Source organism: Lentzea sp. NPDC003310, assembly GCF_040610935.1.
Lineage (GTDB): Bacteria > Actinomycetota > Actinomycetes > Mycobacteriales > Pseudonocardiaceae > Lentzea.
Window position 1 is genome coordinate 337,301 of sequence record NZ_JBEXNC010000008.1, and the last position, 22,435, is coordinate 359,735.

General features: G+C 71.4%; 14 protein-coding genes and 2 tRNA genes. 11 read left to right on the plus strand and 5 right to left on the minus strand.

Features of this window, described 5'->3' with window-relative positions:
• Nucleotides 1-5: 5 nt before the first annotated feature.
• The gene (locus tag ABZX02_RS18815; RefSeq protein WP_355299741.1) at nt 6-1,022 is read left to right on the plus strand and encodes a LacI family DNA-binding transcriptional regulator; all 1,017 of its coding nucleotides are present in this window, start codon (nt 6-8) and stop codon (nt 1,020-1,022) included.
• Here ABZX02_RS18815 and ABZX02_RS18820 read toward each other — a convergent pair.
• Complete coding sequence (locus tag ABZX02_RS18820; RefSeq protein ID WP_355299743.1) at nt 991-2,343, minus strand: aminotransferase class V-fold PLP-dependent enzyme; 1,353 nt, start codon at nt 2,341-2,343, stop codon at nt 991-993. The two genes, ABZX02_RS18815 and ABZX02_RS18820, sit on opposite strands and share 32 nt — an antisense overlap.
• Nucleotides 2,344-2,506: 163 nt before the next feature.
• On the opposite strand from ABZX02_RS18820, the gene ABZX02_RS18825 reads away from it, so the two are divergent.
• Nucleotides 2,507-3,418, plus strand: a complete 912-nt coding sequence (locus tag ABZX02_RS18825; protein WP_355299745.1) for a hypothetical protein — start codon at nt 2,507-2,509, stop codon at nt 3,416-3,418.
• Nucleotides 3,415-4,110, plus strand: coding sequence for an aminoglycoside 3'-phosphotransferase (locus ABZX02_RS18830; protein ID WP_355299747.1), 696 nt, complete (start codon nt 3,415-3,417; stop codon nt 4,108-4,110). Before ABZX02_RS18825 ends, ABZX02_RS18830 begins: the two co-directional genes overlap by 4 nt.
• On the opposite strand, the gene ABZX02_RS18835 is transcribed toward ABZX02_RS18830, so the two are convergent.
• Both ABZX02_RS18835 and ABZX02_RS18840 read right to left on the minus strand, forming a co-directional pair.
• Nucleotides 4,107-4,847: a DUF1684 domain-containing protein gene (locus ABZX02_RS18835; protein ID WP_355299749.1), complete on the minus strand. Its 741-nt coding sequence runs from the start codon at nt 4,845-4,847 to the stop codon at nt 4,107-4,109. The genes ABZX02_RS18830 and ABZX02_RS18835 overlap by 4 nt on opposite strands.
• A 2-nt stretch (nt 4,848-4,849) precedes the next feature.
• Entirely contained in the window at nt 4,850-5,815 is a 966-nt protein-coding gene (locus tag ABZX02_RS18840) for a DUF5937 family protein (protein ID WP_355299751.1), read from the minus strand.
• 70 nt (nt 5,816-5,885) lie between these two features.
• Between ABZX02_RS18840 and ABZX02_RS18845 the strand changes: the two genes are divergently transcribed.
• A complete protein-coding gene (locus ABZX02_RS18845; protein WP_355299857.1) occupies nt 5,886-6,614 on the plus strand; it encodes an inositol monophosphatase family protein in 729 nt (242 codons plus the stop codon).
• Here the strand turns inward: ABZX02_RS18845 and ABZX02_RS18850 are convergent.
• A tRNA-Ile gene (locus ABZX02_RS18850) sits at nt 6,571-6,642 on the minus strand. The two genes, ABZX02_RS18845 and ABZX02_RS18850, sit on opposite strands and share 44 nt — an antisense overlap.
• Nucleotides 6,643-6,722: 80 nt before the next feature.
• Nucleotides 6,723-6,795: transfer RNA gene (locus tag ABZX02_RS18855), tRNA-Gln, on the minus strand.
• A gap of 302 nt (nt 6,796-7,097) precedes the next feature.
• On the opposite strand from ABZX02_RS18855, the gene ABZX02_RS18860 reads away from it, so the two are divergent.
• The 7 genes from ABZX02_RS18860 (at nt 7,098) to ABZX02_RS18890 (ending at nt 22,434) form a co-directional block, all read left to right on the plus strand.
• Entirely contained in the window at nt 7,098-8,639 is a 1,542-nt protein-coding gene (locus ABZX02_RS18860) for a glycoside hydrolase family 13 protein (RefSeq protein WP_355299752.1), read from the plus strand.
• 181 nt (nt 8,640-8,820) lie between these two features.
• On the plus strand, nt 8,821-12,537 hold the full coding sequence (locus tag ABZX02_RS18865; protein WP_355299754.1) for a DUF4132 domain-containing protein: 3,717 nt from the start codon (nt 8,821-8,823) through the stop codon (nt 12,535-12,537).
• Between the two features lie 88 nt (nt 12,538-12,625).
• On the plus strand, nt 12,626-16,264 hold the full coding sequence (locus ABZX02_RS18870) for a DUF4132 domain-containing protein (protein ID WP_355299755.1): 3,639 nt from the start codon (nt 12,626-12,628) through the stop codon (nt 16,262-16,264).
• Nucleotides 16,261-17,331 carry an AAA family ATPase gene (locus ABZX02_RS18875; protein WP_355299757.1) on the plus strand — a complete coding sequence of 357 codons (1,071 nt, stop codon included), beginning with the start codon at nt 16,261-16,263 and terminating at the stop codon, nt 17,329-17,331. Before ABZX02_RS18870 ends, ABZX02_RS18875 begins: the two co-directional genes overlap by 4 nt.
• Complete coding sequence (locus ABZX02_RS18880; RefSeq protein ID WP_355299758.1) at nt 17,289-19,532, plus strand: DUF5682 family protein; 2,244 nt, start codon at nt 17,289-17,291, stop codon at nt 19,530-19,532. Before ABZX02_RS18875 ends, ABZX02_RS18880 begins: the two co-directional genes overlap by 43 nt.
• Nucleotides 19,529-20,632 (plus strand): VWA domain-containing protein, encoded by a 1,104-nt coding sequence (locus ABZX02_RS18885; RefSeq protein ID WP_355299760.1) that lies wholly within the window; start codon nt 19,529-19,531, stop codon nt 20,630-20,632. The genes ABZX02_RS18880 and ABZX02_RS18885 overlap by 4 nt, the downstream gene beginning before the upstream one ends.
• Nucleotides 20,629-22,434: a hypothetical protein gene (locus tag ABZX02_RS18890; RefSeq protein ID WP_355299761.1), complete on the plus strand. Its 1,806-nt coding sequence runs from the start codon at nt 20,629-20,631 to the stop codon at nt 22,432-22,434. The genes ABZX02_RS18885 and ABZX02_RS18890 overlap by 4 nt, the downstream gene beginning before the upstream one ends.
• The last annotated feature ends 1 nt before the right edge of the window (nt 22,435 follow it).

Consider the following 22,435-nt stretch of genomic DNA (forward strand, 5'->3'; position numbering starts at 1 on the left):
ACCGCATGACCGAGACGGCGAAACGACGTCCCGGCCCCCGGATCGAAGAGGTCGCGCGGGTCGCCGGGGTGTCCAAGTCGACCGTCTCGCGCGTCATCAACGACGAGCAGTACGTCAGCGCGAAGGCCCGGGAGGCCGTGCACGCCGCCATCGCGGAGCTCGGCTACTCCCCCAACCAGGCCGCGCGCGCCCTCGCCGGCAACCGGGCCAACGCCATCGCCCTGGTCGTGTCGGAGCCGACCGGCCGCGTGCTGTCCGACCCGTTCTTCGCGGGCGTGCTGCGGGGCATCCACTCGGAACTGACCGGCCGCCACATGCAGCTGCTGCTGATGATGAGCCAGCCGTCCGACCCCGGCGACCTGGTCGCGTACCTGAGCAGCGGCCACGTCGACGGCGCGTTGCTCGTCAGCCTGCACGGCGAGGACCCGCTGGTGCCGATGCTCGCCGAGATCGGCCTGCCGGTCGTCTCCGGCGGCCGTCCGCTCGGCACCACCGTCCCGTTCGTGGACGCCGACAACTTCACCGGTGCCCTGGAGGCCGCACGCCACCTGGCGTCGCTCGGCCGCAAGCGCATCGCCACCGTCGCGGGCCCGAAGGACATGGCCGTCGGCGCCGACCGCCTGAGCGGGTTCAAGCGCGGCCTGAGCGAGGCCAAGCTCTCCTCGGACCTGGTGGCGCACGGCGACTTCACGCCCGAGAGCGGCGCACGGGCCATGGAAGCGTTGCTGCGCAAGGCACCCGACCTGGACGCGGTGTTCGTGGCGGCGGACATCATGGCCCTGGGCGCACTGCAGGTGCTGCACGCCCAGGGCAAGCGCGTGCCCGAGGACGTCGCCGTGGTCGGGTTCGACGACTCGGTGTTCGCCGCCACCGCCACGCCCCCGCTCACGACGGTCCGCCAGGACATCGAGGAGCTCGGGCGGACGATGACGTGGCGGCTGCTCGCGGAGCTGGCGGGCGAGGACGGGCTGCCGCCGTCGCTGCTGCTGCCTACCTCGCTGGTCGTGCGGTCGAGCGCCTGACCAGCTCGACGACCTCGGTCACGTGCTCGCGGTGCGTGCGGTGGCTGAGCACGCAGATCCGCAGGGTGAACTCGCCGCCGAGCCGCGTGCTGGACAGGAAGAACCGGCCGGAGCCGTTGACGGTCTTGAGGAGCCGCTCGCTGTCGGCGCTCCGGAAGATAACGACGGTGAGTCCGGACGGCAGCACCTCGACGCCGTCGATCCCGGCCAGCTCGGCGCGGAGGTGGCCGGCGAGGTCGAGCTTCTCGTCGAGGGCCTCCCGGAACGCCGCGACGCCGTGCAGGTGCAGCGGGAGCCAGACGCGCAGGCCGCGGAACTCGCGGGTGAGCTCGGGGCCGAGGTCGGCGTAGTCGGGCAGGCCGGTGCCGTGGTCGAGGTCCTGGAGGTAGTCGCCGTCGGCGACGTGAGCCGCTTTCAGCTTCGTCTCCTCGCGCACCAGCAGCACGCCCGTGCCGTACGGGAGGAAGAGGCTCTTGTGCGGGTCCCAGGCGATCGAGTCGGCCCGGTCGACGCCGTGCAGCGTCGCGCGGCCGCGTTCGGTCAGCTGGAACGCGCCCCCGTACGCGGCGTCGACGTGGAACCACAGGCCTTCGCGCTCGGCGAGGCTCGCGACGGCGTCGAGCGGGTCGACGATGCCGGTGCTGGTCGCGCCCGCCGTGCCGATGATCAGGAACGGGCGCAGGCCATCGGTGCGGTCCTCGGCGATCAGGGCAGCGGCTTGGTCGACGTCCATGCGCAGTGAGGTGTCCGTGGGGACGACACGGATGCGTTCGGCCGGGAACCCGGTGATGCGCGCTGCTTTGGCCACACAGTGGTGTGTGTGCTCGGTGACGTAGATGGTGCCCTTGGGGTCGTGTGCGCCGAGGCGGTCCTGACGGGCCGTGTGCACCGCCGAGAGAGTGGCCAGTGACGCACCGGTCGTGAAGATGCCGCCGGAGCCGTCCGGGAGGTCGAACTCGGCGCACATCCAGCGGATCACGCTGTGTTCGAGCGCGACCAGCGCGGGGGCGGTGGACGCGACGCCGGTGTAGCGGTTGGTGGCCTGGGCGAGGAACTCGGCGAGCACCGAGCTGTAGAGGCCTCCAGCCGGGAAGTAGGCGAGGTAGCGCGGGCCCGCGGTCTCCACCGCCTGGCTCGCCGCGTGACCGAACCGGGCGAGGAGGTCGGCGAGCTCCCCCGGCTCCTCCCGCGGCGGCGGGGGCAGGAGGGCGGTGCCGGGGGACGACGCGGGCGCGGTCTCCAGTCCCCCGGTGAACGTCTCGACGAAGTCCGTCACGGCCCTCGTCCACTCGACCCTGGTCTCGCGGTCCGGCTGCAGCATGACGCCACCGTACAAAGGACCTACATCGGTGATCATCGTCCGTTCGTGACGGGTCCGACCGGGTTTTCACCCGTTCAGCACAACGTCGCGGCACTGTCGGTAACACCGGGATCGGCTTCTCGATGGTGAGGCGTACAAGCCCACCTCCGAGGGAGTTGCGACAGTGATCGAGAACTCGGCCGCCGGTCTGGTGATGGTTCCCGGCGAGGTGACGGTGACCGTCACCGGCGAGCAGCACCACCAGGACGTGTTGTCGCGGTACGCGGTGCCGCACGGCGTGACGCGGCATGTCGCCGTGAACCTGACGTGGTGCGCGATCGCGTCGGGCAAGTACCGGGGTCACCGCGGCATCGAGGTGCGGCTCGACGGGCACCGCGTGGGCGAGCTGACCTTCCTGATGTCGCAACGGTATGCGCCGGTGCTGATGCACGTGGAGTCCGGCGGAGGGGCGACCGGCTGCACCGCGTTCGTCCAGCGCGGCACGAACGGCGTCCTGCAGATCTCGCTGCGGATGCCGCGCGAGATCCCCACCGGCGCGGTCGTGCCGGTGGCGGCGGCGCGCAGGTCGGTGGCGGCGCCGGTGGCGATCGGTGTGGCGGGCCTGCTCGGGTTCTTCTTCGTGGTCGGCATCGTCGGCGCCGCGGTCGACGGGCCGAGCGACCCGAACAAGGCCGCGGCACTGATCTCCTCCACCACCACGGCCGCACCCACCACCACGACGACCACCACGACCGTGGCGCCGACGACCACCACCACCACCACGACAACCACGACCACCACTACGACGACGACCACGACCACCCCTGCCGCCGCCCCGCAGCCCCAGCCGAAGCCGCAACCCCAGCCGCAGCCGCAGCCGCAGCCGAACCCCCAGCCCCAGCCGGTGCCGCAGCCCAAGCCGGCCCCGAAGCCCTCGTGCGACCCGAACTACAGTGGCTGCGTGCCGATCGCGACCGACGTGGACTGCGCCGGCGGCAGCGGGAACGGCCCCGCGTACGTGGCGGGCCCGGTCACCGTCATCGGCACGGACATCTACGGCCTGGACCACGACAAGGACGGCATCGGCTGCGAATGAACGTCCCCGAGGAGATCCTGCGCGCGGTCGGGTCCGCGGAGTGGTCCGCCGACCACGAGGGCCTGTCCGGCGACGTCTGGCACGTCGGGTCGAGCTACGTGAAGCGCGCGGGCGTCGACGAGCACGACCGGTTGCTGTGGCTGGGCAAGCACTTCGAGGTGCCGGAGGTCCGGGCGTTCGCGGACGGCTGGCTCGTGCTGGCCGACGTCGGCGCACCGTCGCTCGCCTCGGCCGACCCGGTGCACGCCGCCGAGGTCATGGGCTCCGTGCTGCGGTCGTTGCACGCGCTGCCGGTGGAGTCCTGCCCCTACGCCGCCACGATCCCCGTCGTGCTGGAGCAGGCCCGGCTCAACGTCGAGGCGGGTCTGGTGGACGCGGACGACTTCGACGACGACCACCTCGGTGCGACGCCGCGGGAGTTGTTGCTCAAGCTCGTCGCCACCGCGCCGACGACCGAGGACCTGGTGGTGGCGCACGGCGACTTCTGCCCGCCGAACGTGCTGCTGCGCCCCGACGGGTCGACCGTGCTGATCGACGTGGCCCGGCTCGGCGTGTCCGACCGGCACCGCGACCTCGCGCTGGTGCACCGGGAACTGGGCGAAGAGGCCGCAGGCGCGTTCGACCGCGCCTACGGCCTCACCCCCCGCCCCGAGGTGCTGGCCTGGTACCGGCTGCTCGACGAGTTCTTCTAACCGCGCTCGTACGGCGTCTTCTCGCCCGCCTCGACGCCGAACGGCAGGTGGTTGCCCGCGGGCGGCAGCGGACAGGTGGCGAAGTCGGTGAACGCGCACGGCAGGTTCGTCGCGCGGTTGAAGTCGAGCACGACCCTGCCGTCGCGCGGGGTGGCGGCGATCTGCCGGTTGGCCGCGTAGGTGGTGACACCGCTGGTCTCGTCGGTGAACAAGATGCTCAGCCCACCGTTGCGGCCGTTGAACGCCGTAAGTGTGTGTTCGGCGCCGTTGTGCGTGAACCGCACACGGCCCGGTGCCTCGTACACGTGGCTGAGGCCCTCCACGACAGCACCGACGGTCGTGGGCACTGGCTCGTCGAACGGTTCGTAGGTGCCTTCCAGCACCCACTCCTCGTGCGGTTCGTACGAGGGAACGCCCTTGAAGTCGTGCAGCACCTGGGCTTTGGGGTCGTGCACGCGGATCAGGTAGCCACCCCGGCGTGCGACCTCGATCTCGACGTCCCCGGCCGTGACGCGCTGGCCCGTACCGCTCTGCACGAGCGTGAACCGCTGCGTTTCGCCGTTGTGGCGCCAATACGCGGTGTCGTCGTCTTGCCACCACTCGCCCGGTAGGCCGTCATAGGTTCGTGGGCTCGTCTCCAGCCAGTCGAGCGACACCAGCGCCAACCACCCGTACGGGTCGGCCAGCGTCGTCTCCCGGTCGGTCTTCCAGGTCTGCCAGTCCTCGGCGAAGGTCATGTTCAGGGCAACGACGGTGGCAGGGCACCACTTCCCCGTTCCACGGAGTGGGACACGAGGGCGTCGCCGAGTTCGGTGCGGGCGTAGACGACGCTGCGCCCGTGCCGTTGTGAGGCCAGCAGTCCGGCGTCGCGCAACGCCCGCAGGTGCTGGTTGACCGCCGAGGTCGTCACGCCCGCGCGGAGGGCGAGGTCGGTGGACGACCCCGGCTCGGCGAGCCCGGTCAGCAGGTCCGCCCGCACCCGGCCGAGCACACCGGCGAGGGCATCCGCCCCCTTGCCAAGACCGGTCTCCCACACTGTGCCCGCCCCACGCGCCGCATAGATCAGCACCGGCGGTGCGTCGGCATCCACCGGCACGGCCGTGCGCCGCGCGAACACGCTAGGCACCAGCACGAGCCCCTGTCCTCCGGCGATCCGCCGGGCCGGCGCCCCCGCGATCCGCACCTGGACGACGGGAGGCTCGTACGTGATCCGGCCGGAGATCCCCGCGAACATCGCCGCGAGCCCGCGCCGGGCCGTCTCGCGGCCCCGGTGGGCGATGTCGGCTTCGAGGACCGCGCGCATCCGGTCCCACGACGGCGCCAGGGCCACGTGCCAGTAGGTCTCCAGCGCGGCAAGCACCCGCCCGCGGTCGCGCAGCGCGTCCGGCACGTCGCCGAACACCGCTCGGTAGTCGCGCCGCAGGGCGTGCGCGGGCAGTTCGCGCACCGCCGCGAACTCGTCCTCGATCCGGGTGAACGGCGTCCGCGGGCGGGGGCTCAGGAAGTCCGGCGTCCAGCCCCGCTCGGTCGACAGCGCCAGCAGGACCTCGGTGTCGACGTCGCGGACCCGGCGCAGCCACGGCACGTGCAGCGGGTACTTGGCCGGGTCCTTGAGCACCCGCAGGCTGAGCGTCAGTTCGCCGAGCGGGGAGACGGCGAACCGCACGTCCGCCAGATCGGACTCGCCCAGTTCGAACTCGATCATGTAGCACAACGCTACATCGGTTCCGCCCGGACGGCCGCTCCCGCCAGGCTTCGCGGCCATGTGGACCGACATGCGGCTGGCGTTGCGGATCGCCGGCGAGGCGGCACGGGTGGCTTCGAAGGCGTTCGAGGTGGGTGACCACGACGTGCGGCTCAAGGAGGACGGCAGCGAGGTCACCCCGACCGATCTCCAGGTGGAGGACCTGGTGCGCCGGTTGCTCGCCGAAGCGGTGCCCGGCGACGGTGTGCTGGGCGAGGAACGTCCCGAGCGCCTCGGGACGTCCGGGCGGCGGTGGCTGGTCGACCCGATCAGCGGCACGGCCGACTTCGTGGCGGGGAGGCCTGCCTATTCGGTGGACCTGGCGCTGGAGGGCGCGCTGGCGGTGTCCGCGATGCCGTCGCTGGGGATCACGATGGCCGCGGGGCGTGGCATGGGGTGCCGGGTGTTCCGCGGCGCACGGGAAGAGATCGCTCGGGTGTCCACAAGGGACGGCGTCGTCGGAGCGCGGGTGTGCCTGCACGGCAGGAGAAAGCCGGTGCTGGAGCAGTGCGTCGTCGTGGACGGCTCGACGTCCGTTCTCGACCTGGTCACCGGCGAGGTGGACGCGGTGATCGCGGCGGGAGCGGGCCTGGACGTGTTCGACCTGGCCTGCCTGCCCGTGCTGGTCGAGGAGGCGGGCGGGCGCGTGACGGTGGTGGAGGAGGACGTCGTGCTGGCCACCAATGGTGTCCTGCACGACGCCTTCCTCGCCCTCCTGGTCGCGCGTCCTGGTGTCGAACCAGGCACCCCAGGCTCATGAGGCCTGGGTGATCGCCGGATCCCGCGCGCTGGAGTGACCGACCGGACTCGCACCGGCTTCGACCAGGACCACAACCTGGCGCCTCGACTGCTTCGGCTTCGGTCACGGCTGCCCGTCGAGGACTCGAACCTCGATCTCCGCGTTCAGAGCGCGGTGTCCGTGCCAATTGGACCAACGGGCATCAAAAAAGCCGCCTCGTCGCTGAGTGCGACGGGACGGCTCCCCGGAGACATGAGGTCAGCTCATGCCGAGGAGCACCAGACGTGCTGATGGCGCATGTGTTGCATCACGGCTGGTTCCTCTCTTCCGGTTCGATGAGAACCACTCTGACGGATGACCTGGCGGCCTCGCAACGCATTAATCACCCTTGCAAAAGTTTGCAGCAAAGAGTCTCTGTCGTAAGGAATCCTTAAGGCGACTTGCGGAAAACTTTTGCAGCGTCTTTCCTGTACCGCTGACACACCTCATCGGAAGGCAGGGACGATGTCTTACGACTGGTGGCGCCACGCCGTCATCTACCAGGTCTACGTGCGCAGCTTCGCCGACTCGGACGGCGACGGCGTCGGCGACCTGCCGGGCATCCGCTCGCGCCTGCCCTACCTGCGCGACCTCGGGGTGGACGCGGTCTGGATCACGCCGTTCTACGCGTCGCCGATGGCGGACGGCGGCTACGACGTGGCGGACTACCGCGCGGTCGACCCGCAGTTCGGCGGACTCGACGACGTGCGCGCGTTGGTGGACGACGCGCACACGCTCGGCATCAGGGTGATCGTCGACATCGTGCCGAACCACACGTCCGACCAGCACGCGTGGTTCCAGGAGGCGCTGGCCGGCCGCGGCCGTGAGCGCTACCTGTTCCGCGAGGGCGTCGGCGACCAGCCGCCGAACGACTGGGAGTCCGTCTTCGGCGGTCCCGCGTGGACGCGGGTGGCCGACGGGTCCTGGTACCTGCACCTGTTCGCGCCGGAGCAGCCGGACCTCGACTGGGAGCAGCCGGAGGTGCGCGCGGAGTTCCGCGACGTGCTGCGGTTCTGGCTCGACCTGGGCGTGGACGGGTTCCGCGTGGACGTGGCGCACGGCATGATCAAGGCACCGGGCCTGCCGGACATCGGGCACGCCGACCAGCTCAAGCTGCTGGGCACCGAACCGCTGCCGTTCTTCGACCAGGACGGCGTGCACGAGATCCACCGCGAGTGGCGCGAGGTCGTCGACTCGTACCCCGGCGAGCGCGTGCTCGTGGCGGAGGCGTGGACGCCGTCGGCCGAGCGGACCGCGCTGTACCTGCGCCCGGACGAGATGCACCAGGCGTTCAACTTCCACTACCTGTCCGCCGAGTGGAACTACGAGGCGGTGCGCTCGGTCATCGAGTCGTCACTGGCCGCCGTGGAACCCGTTGGCGCACCTACTACGTGGGTGCTGTCGAACCATGACGTGCAACGGCACGTGACGCGCTACGGCGGCGGTGAGACCGGTGTGCGCCGTGCGCGCGCAGCACTGGCGTTGATGCTCGCGCTTCCTGGCTCCGTGTACCTGTACCAGGGCGAGGAACTGGGCCTGCCCGAGGTGCTGGACCTGCCGGACGAGGTGCTGCAGGACCCGATGTTCGTGCGGTCCGGTGGCACCGAACGCGGCCGGGACGGCTGCCGCGTCCCGCTGCCCTGGGCGTCTTCGGGACCGTCGCTCGGCTTCGGCACCGGCGGCTCGTGGCTGCCCCAGCCCGCGGACTGGGCGAAGCTCAGCGTCGAGGCGCAGAGCGACGACCAGGACTCGATGTTGTCCTTCTACCGCACGGCTTTGCGCGTGCGGCGGGAGAACCCGGCCCGCGGCGCCGGACTCACATGGGTAGATGGCCCGGCCGGCGTGCTGTGGTTCGAACGGGACGGCGTCGCCTGCGCGGTGAACCTGTCCGAGGCGGTCGTGGAGCTGCCCGACCCGGGCTCGGTCCTGCTCGCTTCGTCGTACTACGGAGTGCGCGACGGCCAGCTCCTCCTCCCGCCGGACACCGCCCTGTGGTGGAAGCTCTGACCTGCACCTCTTCTTGATCGTCGAAAACTGTCAGACCCCCTGAGTACGGTCCGTGGACATCGGTTCCAGGTCGTGTTCAGGGGGTTTTGCGTTTCGACGCAGACCCGGGAACGCGTGATCGACGTCCAACGTCAGACCGGCTCGGCACACCAAACTCGGGTTCGACAGCAGGGAGCAGTCAGTGCGCAGGTGGGAGCTCGTCTCGGGCAGCGCGGCGAAGTTCTGGGAGATCGGCCGGCAGGGCGCCGAGGTCACCGTCCGCTTCGGACGCCTCGACACGAACGGCCAGACCCAGACGAAGGAACTGCCGTCCGCCGAGGCGGCAGCGGCCCACGTGGCCAAACTGGTGGCGGAGAAGGAGAAGAAGGGCTACCGCCCCACCACTCCGGACAGTCCAACCGCGCCCGGCGCCCTCGCCGCCGACACACCCCACCCCCGCGCCTCCACTCCCGCCGCCAACGCACCCACCCCACTGGCCAACGCCGCCGACCCGAGCGCTCCGTCCTCCTCCCACCTGCCCGACACCCCTTCGCTCACGGCCCCTGCCGCCTCCACCCCATCCCCTGCCCCGCTGCCCAACACCTCCCCCACTTCCGCCTCCGGCACCCCCATCACCACTCAGCCCGCCCCCGAACCCCAAGGCACCTCCCCCTCCCGCACCCCCGAACCCCAAGCCACCACCCCCACCCTCGTCGACGAGGACACCTGGACCATGCCCAAGGCATGGCTCCGCGACGCGATGCGCCACCGCGGCCTCCACCCGGCCCCCGAGTTCACCCTCGACCCGGAACTGGCCGAGGAAGCCCGCCGCCGGCTGGGCAAGCAGCAGGCCACCACGCTCGACCGCGTCCTGTCCGAACCGGCCTCCGAACCGGACCTGGTCCAAGCGGCCCGCGACCACCTCGCAGGCCACCCGAACCCCACCGGCGCCGCCGCCATCGCCGCGATCCTCGCCATCGGCGAACAGTCCGTGCACGCCTGGATGGCCGACCACGGCCTGGTCTTCGCCACCGAAGCCACCGTGGAGTTCACCAGGCTGGCCTGCGCCAAGGAGTGGATCTCCCAGCAGCGCACCTACGGCAACGAACGCCTGGCATCACGCGGCGGCTACACCAACATCAGCGTCAACGGCGTCGAGCACAAGATGCTCACCGCCGTCCGCTACGCGCTCGCGGGAGCGTCCGATGCGGAGCGCGACGCCGCGGAGGCCGTGCTCGACAGGCTGGGCTCCCTGGACGAACCCAATGCGAAGCTGGTCCGGGCGTTCATCATGCCGGGCCGGCCCGACTGGTTCGAGGAGGCGTACCAGACGCCGCAGACCGGCACCCGCTGGTGGGTCCTGTCCTGCTGCGCCACCACGGTCGAGGAGTTCGAGAAGGCGACCCACTCGGTCGGCAACCACCCGATCGTCCTGCACACGACCCTCTACGTCCTGGGTCCGGCCGCGGCGCCGTTGCTCGCGAACGCCCTCGACCACCAGTACCAGCGCGCGGACACCCGCAAGCAGGTGCTGAAGGCCCTCTCGCTGCTGCCCACCGACGAGGCGTTCCGGTTGCTGCTCGACCGGATCGACACCAAGTACGTGCGGCCGGTGGTGCTGTCCGCGATGGCAGCGTTCCCGGCGCGGGCCGCGCGGCTGCTCGGTGAACGGTCCGCGGGCACGAACGAGTTCCAGCAGCTGCTCAGCGTGCACCTGAAGACGTACCCGCACCTGGAGACGCCGGAGGGGTTCGTCGAGGTCGAGAAGGTCGTGGTGCCGGACGCGCCCGCGGAGGCGTTGCCGCCCGTGCTGGCCTCGCCGCCGTGGCTGAACCGGAAGCCCGCGGTGAAGCCGGTCGTCGTGCCGGACCTCCCGCTGCCCACACCGACGATCACGTGGCTGCCGGGCGAGCGGGAGGAGTGGCTGAAGGACGGCCACTGGGACACCCACCCGTACAAGACCTGGCAGCACTGGCTCGCGGAGTTCAAGGCGGGCCGGATCGGCTACCGCATGGCCGACCTCCTCATCGGCGCGCCCGAGGAGGAGGTGCGGCACCTGCTCGCCGACTGGCAGCCGAACCTGGGCTGGAGCGCGGAGACCGCGGGCAGGCGGCTGGCCTCCAAGTTCGGCTTCGACGCGCTGCCGCCGCTGCTGCGCATCGCCGAGCGGAACTCCTCCACCGCCGTGATCCTGCTGCCGTACGCCACGCCCGAGGTGGCCGCGATGATGGCCGACTGGCTGGTGCGGCTCAAGCAGGTCCGCAAGACGGCGATGAGCTGGCTCGCCCGGCACCGCGACCAGGCCGCGCGACTGCTCATCCCCTCCGCGCTGGCCAAGCCCGGTGCCGAACGCCGCAACGCCGAGACCGCGCTGCGGCACCTGCACGGCCTCGGCGTGGACGTCGTGGCGCTCGCGCCGAACGAGACCGCGGCCGCCGCCCTCGCGGCGTTCCTGGCCGTCGACCCGGTCGACGTGCTGCCCGCGAAGCTGCCGGTGATCGGCGAGTGGGCCGACACCCGGCTGCTGCCGCAGGTCCTGCTCGCCGACCGCGGGCACGCCCTGCCGGCCGAGACCGCGCGGCACCTGCTGATGACGGCCGCGCTGTCCAAGCCGGGCGACGTCTACGCCGGCCTGGCCATCGCCCGCGACGCGCTCGACCGCGCCTCGCTCGCGGAGTTCGCGTGGGCGGTCTTCCAGCGCTGGCAGGAGATGGGCGCTCCGTCGAAGGAGGGCTGGGCGCTCACGGCGCTCGGCTGGTTCGGCGACGACTCGACGGTCCGCGCGCTGTCGCCGCTCATCCGGGTCTGGCCCGGCGAGAGCCAGCACACCAGGGCGGTCACGGGTCTCGACGTGCTCGCCGACATCGGCACCGAGGTCGCCCTCGCCCACCTGAACAGCATCGCGGAGAAGGTGAAGTTCAAGGGCCTCAAGACCAAGGCCCAGGAGAAGGTCGCCCAGATCGCCGAGGAGCTCGGCCTGTCCCGCGACCAGCTCGCCGACCGCCTCGTGCCGCGCCTCGGCCTCGACGACGCGGCCAGCCTCGTGATCGACTACGGCCCGCGGCAGTTCACCGTCGGCTTCGACGAGCAGCTCAAGCCCTACGTCCTCGACCAGGACGGCAAGCGCCGCAAGGACCTCCCGAAGCCCGGCGCCAAGGACGACCAGGACCAGGCCCCGGTGGAGCACAAGCGGTTCGCGGCCTTGAAGAAGGACGTCCGCGCCGTGGCGTCCGACCAGATCCACCGCCTCGAACGCGCCATGGTCGACCAGCGCACCTGGACCGCCGAGGAGTTCCACGCGGTCCTGGCCGGCCACCCCCTGCTGTGGCACATCGTCCGCCGCCTGGTGTGGATCACCGCCGACGGCGCCTCCTTCCGCCTGGCCGAGGACCGCACGCTGGCCGACGCGTCCGACGACGAGTTCACGCTCCCCGCCGACGCCACCGTCCGCGTGGCCCACCCCGTAGACCTCCAGACCGAGATGGAGGCCTGGGGCGAGGTCTTCGCCGACTACGAGATCCTCCAGCCCTTCCCGCAGCTGGGCCGCCCGCTGCACCTCGTACCGCCGGGCGAGGACCTGCTGCCGCAGCTGAAGAAGTACTGCGACGTCGACCTCCCGATCGGCAAGATCCTCAGCCTCACCAAGAAGGGCTGGCTGCGCGGCGAACCCCAGGACGGTGGCGTGGAGTGCTGGATCACCCGCCCGCTCCCCTCCGGCGGAGCGCTGGTCGGCTCACTCGACCCCGGCATCGCGGTGGGCGCCATCGACGTCTTCCCCGAGGTCAAGTTCACCGAGCTCTGGTACTCGGCCAACGGGCACGGCTACTGGTCCTCCCAGCGCAACGCGGCGAGCACCCTCACCGTCGACGCCGTCACGGCCTCGGAAGTGCTGTCCGAACTGGAGTCACTGCAGTCCTGAGCACCACCCCAGGGGGTCTGAATTGTCAGACCCCCTGGGTAACGTCCGTCGCATCAACTCCTTTCGTGTGGCCCCAGGAGGTAACGCAGTGCGCAGGTGGGAACTCGTCGCGGACGGCTCCGCGAAGTTCTGGGAGATCGAACAGGCCGGCACGTCGGTGACCGTCCGGTTCGGACGGCTCGGCACCGCGGGCCAGACCCAGACCAAGGAGCTGGCCTCCGCCGAGGCAGCCGAGGCGCACGTCGCGAAACTGGTGGCCCAGAAGGAGAAGAAGGGCTACAGACCGGACGACGCAACCCCGTTAGCCGCAGCGGCCCAGCCCGCGGCCGCCTCCACCCACCAGGCGGCCGCCACGCACCAGCCGGCCACCGCACCCTCCACCGCACCCTCCACCGCCTCCGGACAGCCGACCGCCGCTGCCTCCCAGCTGCCCATGACCGCCTCCCCGCGCCCCACCACCGCGCACTCCCCCGACACCCCCACCCAAAGCCCAACCCCCACCCCCATCGACGAAGACTCCTGGGTCATGCCCAAGGCCTGGCTGCGCGACGTAATCCGCCAGCGCGGCTTCCACCCCGCCCCGGAGTTCACCCTCGACCCGGCGAAGGCCGACCAGGCCCGCGCCCTCCTCACCGACCAGGCCGAGATCGTCGAACAGGCCTTCGCCGCCAAGCACTCCCAGCAGGACCTCGTCCAAGCCGCCAAGGAACAACTGGCCGGCACCCCGAACCCGCTGGGCGCCGCAGCCCTGGCCGCCATCACCAAGCCGGGCGCTGCGGCCGTGCACGCCTGGATCATCGACCACGGCCTCGTCTTCGCCGTCAAGGCGATCATCGAGTTCACCGGCGTGACCTACTCCGAGCAATGGCGCCCGAAGCGCAGCAAGTGGACCGGCGTCTGCCTCCAGTACGACCGCGACGGCTTCCAGACCTCCCCCAGCGACCCCGAGGGCCAGATGCTCACGGCCGTCCGCTACGCCATCGCGACGGCAAGCGCCGAGGACCGCCAGGCGGCCGAGTCGGCGCTGGAGGAGCGGGCGACCTCCAAGACGGAGAAGGGACTCCGGTCGTACCTGGTCCCGGAGCGGGCCGACTGGTTCGCCTGGCTCCGCAAGCAGCAGTACACGCCCTGCCGGTGGTGGGTGCTGCCCAGCAGCGCACGCAGCGTCGACGACTTCACCAAGACCGAGATGTCGTTGTCGGACTACGCCTTCCTGCTCTACACCGCCGTCTACGTGCTGGGTCCGGCCGCTGCGCCGAAGCTCGCCGAAGAACTCGACGGCGACATGTACTACCAGAGCGCGGACGGGCGCAAGCGGGCGTTGAAGGTGCTCGCGGCGCTGCCGACCGACGAGGCGTTCACGATCCTGCTCGACCGGCTCGACGCGAAGTACGTGCGGCCCGCCGTGCTGTCCGCGATGGCCGCGTTCCCGGCCAGGGCGGCGCGGCTGCTGGCCGCGCGGGCGACCACGAACGCCGAGGCGCTCAGGCTGTTGCAGGCGCACCTGATGTCGAACCCCGACCTCACCGTGCCCGACGACGTCGCCGCGCTGCTGGCCGAGTCCGGTCCGGCGATCATGCCGGAGGCGAGCCCGGAGCAGTTGCCGCCGCTGCTCGCCGCACCGCCGTGGCTGCACCGCAAGAAGCCGGTCAAGCCCGTGGTGCTGACGGACCTCCCGGTGCCCGCGCCCTCGGTGAGCTGGCAGCCCGGCGAGCGCGAGGAGTGGCTCAAGGCCGGCGCCGAGTGGCTGCAGGACCACCACGACTGGCGCAAGCTGCTCGAGCAGTACGAGTCCGGCACGATCGGCTACTACGACAACGACCTGTTCCTGCTCGCGCCCGACGACGCGGTGCGGCACCTGCTCGCCGACTGGAAGCCCAACTACAGCTACGGCGTCGAGGAGTGGGGCAAGAACATCGCCGCCCGCTTCGGCGTCGACGCCGCGCCCGCGCTGCTGCGGCACGTCCAGCCCGCGCCCGCGGGCACCGCAGGCGTGCTGCTCCCGTTCGCCACAGCCGAGATCGCCGCACAGATGGCCGACTGGTTCACGCGGACCAAAGCGGCGCGGCGCTGGGCGCTCGACTGGATGGCGCGGCACCGCGAGCAGGCCGCGCGGCTCCTCGTCCCGGCGGCGTCGGGCAAGGCCGGCGTCCCGCGCCGCAACGCCGAGACCGCGCTGCGCCACCTGCACAACAACCTCGACGTCGACGTGGCCGCCGTCGCGAAGGAGTGCGGGGCCGAGGCCGCGATCGACGTCGTGCTGGTGGTCGAGCCGATCGACGTGCTGCCCGCGAAGCTGCCGGTGATCGGCGAGTGGGCCGACACGAGGCTGCTGCCGCAGGTGCTGCTGGCCGACCGCGCGCACGCGCTGCCGCTCGAGGCCACCGGTCACCTGCTGATGACGGCCGCGCTGTCCAAGCCCGGTGACCTCTACGCGGGCCTCCCGATCGTGCGCGAGGCGCTGGACGCCGACTCGCTGGCGGCGTTCGCGTGGGCCGTGTTCCGGGCGTGGGACCAGGCGGGCGCGCCGTCGAAGGAGAGCTGGGCGCTGACCGCGCTGGGCTGGTTCGGCGACGACTCGACGGTCCGCGCGCTGTCGCCGTTGATCCGCAACTGGCCCGGCGAGCGCCAGCACGCCCGCGCCGTGACGGGCCTCGACGTGCTCGCCGACATCGGCACCGAGGTCGCGCTGTCGCACCTCAACAGCATCGCGGAGAAGGTGCCGTTCAAGGGTCTCAAGACCAAGGCGCAGGAGAAGGTCGCGCAGATCGCGGCGGACCTCGGCCTGTCCCGCGACCAGCTGTCGGACCGGCTGGTCCCGCGCCTCGGCCTCGACGACGCCGCGACCCTGGTGATCGACTACGGCCCGCGGCAGTTCACGGTCGGCTTCGACGAGCAGCTCAAGCCGTTCGTGCTGGACGCGGACGGCAAGCGCCGCAAGGACCTCCCGAAGCCCGGCGCCAGGGACGACCAGGACCTGGCGCCGTTGGAGCACAAGCGGTTCACCGCGCTGAAGAAGGACGTGCGCACCATCGCGTCCGACCAGATCCAGCGCCTCGAACGCGCGATGGTCAACCAGCGCACGTGGAGCGCCGACGAGTTCCAGACCGTGCTCGCCGGGCACCCGCTGCTGTGGCACCTGGTGCGGCGCCTCGTGTGGATCACCGACGACGGTGCCTCGTTCCGCCTCGCCGAGGACCGCACGCTCGCCGACGCGAACGACGACGAGTTCACGCTGCCCGAGTCCGCGACGGTCCGCGTGGCGCACGCCGTCGACCTCCGCGAGACGGCGGCGGCCTGGGGCGAGGTCTTCGCGGACTACGAGATCCTCCAGCCGTTCCCGCAGCTGGGCCGCCCGGTCCACCTGATCGAGGCCGCCGGCGACGTGCTGCCCCGGTTGAAGGAGTTCTGCGGCACCCCGTACCCGATCGGCAAGATCCTCGGCCTCACCAAGAAGGGCTGGGTGCGCGGCACCCCGCAGGACGCGGGTGTCGAGTGCTGGATCACCCGCCCGTTCCCGGACGGCGGCGCACTCGTCGCCTCGCTCGAACCCGGCATCGCGGTGGGCGCCATGGACGTCTTCCCCGAGGTCGGCTTCAGCGACATGTGGTTCTCCCCCAACGGCTACGGCACGTGGTCCGCTCCGTCGGACGCCCCGAAGACCTACGACCTCGCCCCGATCACCCTCTCCGAGCTCCTCTCCGAACTGGAGTCCCTGCGGTCATGACCAGCACCCAGACGATGCAGCGCCCTCCCGCCGAGGTGCGGTTCGCCGACGAGCTCGCGCGCCTGCGCGACGCCGACTCCGCGCCGAAGCCGCCCGGCTGGGCGCTGAGCCTCGACGCCGCCCGCAAGTTCGTGGTGGGCGACGAGAAGCGGGGCATCACGAAGAAGTTCGTCGGCGACCCGTCCCTCGTGGACCGGGCGCTGGTCACGCTCGCGACGAGCCGCGGCCTCATGCTGGTCGGCGAGCCGGGCACGGCGAAGTCGCTGCTGTCCGAACTGATCGCGGCGGCGGTGTGCGGCGAGTCGACGCTGACGATCCAGGGCGGCGCGGCCACGACCGAGGACCAGATCAAGTACTCGTGGAACTACGCGCTGCTGGTCGCGGAGGGTCCTTCGCCGCGGTCGCTGGTGCCGGCGCCGATGCTGCGCGGCATGGCCGAGGGCAAGATCGTGCGGTTCGAGGAGATCACCCGCTGCCCGCTCGAGGTCCAGGACTGCATGCTGTCGATGCTGTCCGACCGCGTGATGGCGATCGGGGAGCTGAACGGCCCGGACGGCATGGTGTTCGCGCAGGACGGGTTCAACGTGATCGCCACGGCGAACACGCGCGACCGGGGCGTCAACGAGATGAGCGCGGCGCTCAAGCGGCGGTTCAACTTCGAGACGGTGTTCCCGATCGCGGACTTCGACACCGAGCTCGCGCTGGTCGAGCAGGAGGCGGCGAAGCTGCTGGAGCGTTCCGGCGTGGAGCTCGCGCCGCGGCGGGACGTGCTGGAGGTGCTCGTCCGCACGTTCCGCGACCTGCGCGAGGGCGGCGACCGGCTGACGACCGTGATGAGCACGGCCGAGGCGGTCTCCGTGGCGCACGCGGTGGGCCTGCGGGGCTGGTTCCTGCGCGGTGAGGTCGGGTCGGCCGCGGACGTCGTCGAGTGCCTGGCGGGCACGGCGGCCAAGGACAACGCGGAGGACCTGGCCCGGCTGCGCCGCTACCTGGAGCAGCACGCGTCGCGGCGCAAGGGCAAACAGTGGCAGGAGCTCCACCGCGCCCGGCACCTGCTGCCCGGCTGATGGCGGCCGTCTTCGTCGGCGTCCGCCACCACAGTCCCGCCTGTGCCAGGGTGGTCGCCGCCACGATCGAGGAGCAGCAGCCCGCGTACGTGCTCATCGAAGGTCCCGCCGACTTCAACGAGCGCATCGACGAGCTGCTGCTCGGGCACGAGCTGCCCATCGCGTTGTTCAGCTACTCCGACCAGCACGCGTCGTGGTCACCGTTCTGCGACTACTCGCCGGAGTGGGTCGCGATCACCGAGGCGCGCCGCGTCGGGGCCGAGGTCAGGTTCATCGACCTGCCGGCGTGGCACGAGGCGTTCCGCGACGTCAGCAACAGGTACGCGGACGCCGAGCTGCGCTACACCGAGGTCGTCGACCGGCTGTGCCGGGAGTTCTCGGTCGACAACGTGGACGTGCTGTGGGACCACCTCTTCGAGTGCGAGACCGAGCCGGCGGGCATGGCCGAGTACTTCGACCTGCTGCGCGGCACGGCGACCGCGGACGAGGGCGACTCGGCGCGCGAGGAGTACATGGCGCGGTGGGTGCGGGCGGCGGTGCGCGACGCGGGTGACCGGCCCGTGGTCGTGATCACCGGTGGCTTCCACACGGCGGCGCTCAAGGCCCGGCTCGACGGCCCGGCCGAGTGGCCGGAGGTGCCGGAACGCGAGCGCGGCGCCAGCTACCTCGTGCCGTACTCGCACGAACGGCTCGACGCGTTCACCGGCTACCAGTCCGGCATGCCGTCGCCCGGCTACTACCAGCAGGTCTGGGAGATCGGGTCGCGGCGGGCGGCGGACTGGCTGGTCGAGTCGGTGGCGACACGGCTGCGCAAGCGGCAGCAACCCGTCTCGACGGCCGACCTCATCGCGGCGCGGACCCAGGCCGGTGCGCTCGCGCGGCTGCGCGGCCACGCGACCCCGGCGCGCACCGATGTGCTCGACGGGCTGACCAGCGCGTTGATCTCGGAGGACCTGACGCAGCCGCCGCCGTGGACGCGGCGGGGCACGCTGCAGCCCGGCGCGCACCCGGCGTTGATCGAGATGATCGGGGCGTTGCGGGGCGGCAAGGTCGGCCGGCTGCACCCGAGCACACCCACGCCGCCGCTGGTGCACGCGGTGCAGGAACTGCTGCGGGCGCACGGGCTCGACCAGGAGGGCAAGGTCGCGCTCGACCTCACGGACCCGGTGGCGCTGGAGCGCAGCAGGATCCTGCACCGCCTGCGGGTGCTGCGGATCCCCGGCTTCGAGCGCACCAGCGGGCCGTCCGAGGGCGCGCAGCCGAAGCTCGACGAGCAGTGGACGCTGCGGCCGGTCGAGGAGCGGCTGGCGGCGTTGATCGAGGCGGCCGAGAACGGCGCCACGCTCGAGGAGGCGGCCGGCGCGGTGCTGGAACGCCGTTCCGGGCACGCGCAGCTCGACGAGCTGGCCGGGATCCTGTTCGACGCGGTGCTGTGCGGGATCTCGGCGTTGTCCGGGCGGGTCCAGCGGTCGCTCAACGAGGGCGTCCGGGAGACCGGTGACCTCGCGGCGCTCGGCCAGGTGCTCAGCGGTGTGCTCGGGTTGTGGCGGCACGACAGGTTGTTCGGCACCCGGCGCGATCCGCTGCTGGGCTCGGTGATCGACGTCGGCACGGCCCGCGTGCTGTGGCTGATCGAGGGCCTGCACGGCGGTCCGGCGCCGGCGGATCCGCAGCGGCTCAAGGCGATGGCGGCGACCAGGGACGCGGTGCTGCACGCGAGGTCCGCGCTGTCGCTGGACGTCGTGGACGTCGCGGGGGTCGCCACCAGGGTGAGCGACGACCCGCAGGCGCCGCCGGACCTGCGCGGCGCGGCGCTGGGCCTCGCCTGGGCGCTCGGCACCCAGCCGGACGTGCGCAAGGTCCGCGCCGTGGAGGCGCTCGGCGACTGGCTCACCGGGTTGTTCGCGGTGGCGCGCGAGGAGGTGCTCGCGAGCCCGGACCTGGTCGGTGTGCTCGACGAGCTGGTCAGCGCGATGGACGAGGAGGAGTTCCTGGTGGCGCTGCCCGCGTTGCGGCTCGCCTTCAGCTACTTCCCGCCCAGGGAGAGGGAGACGATCGCGGCCACCGTCCTCGCGCACCGCGGCGTCGAGGGCAGCGCGCGGGGCGTCACCCGTCTGCGCTCCGATCCGATCGACGTGGCGGAGGCGATGGCGATCGAGAAGCGCGTGGACGCGTTGCTGGTGAAAGGCGGGCTGGCATGACGGACCTGGAACGCTGGCGGCTCATCCTCGGTGAGCCGGCGTCGCGCTGCACCGGTGGCCTGCAGGGCGACGCGGCCCGGCAGGACGCGGCGCTGGAGTGGCTCTACGGCCGCGACCCGGACCTGGCCGAGCGAGGGGTGCGCAAGGGCGGCAGCGAGGACTCGGTGCTGCAGACGGTCGACTGGCTGGACGAGGTGCACACCCTGTTCCCCAGGGAGACCGTCGAACGGCTGGAGCGCGACGCCGTCGAGCGCTACGAGATCACCGACGTCGTCACGGATCCCGATGTGCTGCAACGGATCGAGCCGAACCCGGCGCTGCTGCGCGCGGTGCTGCGGACCAAGCACCTGATGAACCCGGCCGTGCTCGCGATGGCGCGCAAGATCGTCGAAGCGGTCGTGAAGCAGTTGATGGAGAAGCTGAAGACCGAGGTCCGCACGGCGTTCAGCGGCACAAGGTCGCGGCGTCCGAGCATCCACAAGAACTCGCACAACTTCGACTTCCGCTCGACGATCAGGGCGAACCTCCAGCGCTACCAGCCGGAGGAGCGCAAGCTCGCGATCGAGCACCCGAAGTTCGTCTCGCGCACCAAGCGCCACCTCGAGCAGTGGCAGGTGATCCTGCTGGTGGACCAGTCCGGCTCGATGACCAGCTCAGTGATCCACTCCGCTGTCACGGCGGCGTGCCTGTGGGGTCTGCCGGGCCTGCGGACGCACCTCGTCGCCTTCGACACCAACGTGGTCGACCTGACCTCGGACGTGACGGACCCGGTGGAGCTGCTGATGAAGGTGCAGCTCGGCGGCGGCACGGACATCGCGAAGGCCGTCGCGTACGGGGCCGGGCTGGTGGACAGCCCGCGCCGGTCGATCGTGGCGATCATCAGCGACTTCTACGAGGGTGGCAGCGAGGCGCACCTCGTGCGCACGGTAAAGGGCCTGTGCGAGCAGGGCACCCACGTGCTGTGCCTCGCGGCCCTCGACGAGGAAGCGAACCCGGACTACGACCGAGCACTGGGCCAGCGCCTGGCGAACGTCGGCGCCCACGTCGGCGCGATGACCCCGGGCCAGCTCGCCGAATTCGTCGCGGAGAAACTCAGGTGACCCGACCCGATCTGCTGGCACTCACCCCGGACGCGCTGGCGGCGCTCGCCAACCGCGGTCTGGTCAAGCGCGCCGTCAAGGAGCTGGACGCGGGCGTCGTCCCGGCACTGGACACGGACCCGTCCGGTGCCGTCCAGGGCAAGTTCCCGGACGGCACCACCACGACGCTGCCACCGGGCACCGCTCTGGAGGCGGCCGCGTGCAGCTGCGGCGCGACAGGCGTCTGCCGCCACCGCATCGCCGTGGTCCTCGCCTACCAGCGCACCCAGGAGGCAAGCGCTCCCACCGAACTGTGGTCGCCGGGCACCGTCACGGACGCCGACCTGGTCGCGTTGATGGGCGAACGGACCCTGCGCCGCGCCCGCCGGGCACACCAGGCGGGCTACCGCGCCAAGCTCCGCCGCCCGACCGCGGAAGACCAGACGGCACAAGCAGAACTCCCCACCTGCACGGTCACGTTCCTCGTGCCCGGTGACCTCTCCTACGTCCACACGGACGCCGTCAACAAGGACGAGGCGACGGCGCTCGCGGTGTGGGCGTTCCGCGAGGCCGACGAGCAGGGCACCGACACGGTCGACGTGGGCGGCTCCCCCACCACGGCGACGGACCTGACCGCCGTGACCGACCTGCTCGACCAACTGCTGCTGGACGGCGCCACCAACGCGAGCGAAGTCCTCGACGTGGCCTGGCAACGCCTGCACCGAGACCTCACCACACAACGCCTGCACTGGCCGGCCGCCGTGATCACCGACCTGCTCGCCCAACTGACCGCGTACCGCAAACGCAGCGCCGACTACGAGGCGGAACACTTTGCCGCTCTCCTGGCAGAACTGCACGCCCGCACCACAGCGACAGGCCCGCGCGCCGAAGTCCTGGGCCCGGACGAACCGGCGGAAACCCCGCTCAAACGAGTGCGGCTCACCGCCCTCGGCGCTCGCCTCCGCACGGAGAACACGGTCGACGTCTACTTCGCCTCAGGCGACGTGGTCCTCGTCCAACGAGACACAGCCCTGCGCACCGGCCACCGCCTGGCGGCGTCCAACGTGGTCTCGGAGTCCGCGACCCGCAGCGCCAGCCGAGCGGTGACCCTGAAAACCAGCAGGGTGGCCAAAACCTCGCTCACCCCGGTCGGCACCGCGTGGGACCACCTCCCCCAGGCGCTGATCGTCGACGACTACGAGGCAGCCGCCGCCCACCTCGCCGACCTGCCACCCCGCCAGGTCCGCGCAAGGGTGGAAGCAGAGCTGGTCCGAGCCGTCCGCGTGACCGAGGTCTCCGACCTCTCCTACGACCCGGCCGCCCAACGTCTGACCGCGACCCTGCACAGCCCGACCGGCACAACATGCCACCTCGTGGCCACCCACCGAGCGATAGCACCACAGTCCCTGGACGCCCTGACCAAAGCACTGAAGGCCAACCCCACCACCATCACCGGCACAGTCCGCCGCCACCGAGGCACGCTGGTCGTGGACCCGCTGGCAGTCCACAACCCAACGGGCGTAGTGGTCCCAGACCTGGCGACGGACACAACACCACAACCGCTCCCGCCCGCCGCCACAACGTCAGACCCGCTGAGCGCCGTCGTGGACAGCGCCCTGACAGTGCTGGCCGAAGCCGCTCACCGAGGCCTCGACCACCTGACCGACAGCCTGCTCACCCGCACCCGAGAGGTGGCCACCCACCTCCACAACGCAGGCCTGAGAACAACAGCGGGCTTGGTGACCTCCTTCGCCACCACCCCCACGACCGCCACCTGGCTGGCGGCACACCTCCGCCTCCTCGTCACCGCGGACGCCCGCTGAT

Excerpts from the sequence above, each read along its gene's own strand:
- ABZX02_RS18815 (WP_355299741.1), top strand. The coding sequence starts at position 6 with ATGACCGAGACGGCGAAACGACGTCCCGGCCCCCGGATCGAAGAGGTC.
- ABZX02_RS18820 (WP_355299743.1), bottom strand. The coding sequence starts at position 2,343 with ATGCTGCAGCCGGACCGCGAGACCAGGGTCGAGTGGACGAGGGCCGTG.
- ABZX02_RS18830 (WP_355299747.1), top strand. The coding sequence starts at position 3,415 with ATGAACGTCCCCGAGGAGATCCTGCGCGCGGTCGGGTCCGCGGAGTGG.
- ABZX02_RS18835 (WP_355299749.1), bottom strand. The coding sequence starts at position 4,847 with ATGACCTTCGCCGAGGACTGGCAGACCTGGAAGACCGACCGGGAGACG.
- ABZX02_RS18840 (WP_355299751.1), bottom strand. The coding sequence starts at position 5,815 with ATGATCGAGTTCGAACTGGGCGAGTCCGATCTGGCGGACGTGCGGTTC.
- ABZX02_RS18845 (WP_355299857.1), top strand. The coding sequence starts at position 5,886 with ATGCGGCTGGCGTTGCGGATCGCCGGCGAGGCGGCACGGGTGGCTTCG.
- ABZX02_RS18860 (WP_355299752.1), top strand. The coding sequence starts at position 7,098 with ATGTCTTACGACTGGTGGCGCCACGCCGTCATCTACCAGGTCTACGTG.
- ABZX02_RS18875 (WP_355299757.1), top strand. The coding sequence starts at position 16,261 with ATGACCAGCACCCAGACGATGCAGCGCCCTCCCGCCGAGGTGCGGTTC.
- ABZX02_RS18885 (WP_355299760.1), top strand. The coding sequence starts at position 19,529 with ATGACGGACCTGGAACGCTGGCGGCTCATCCTCGGTGAGCCGGCGTCG.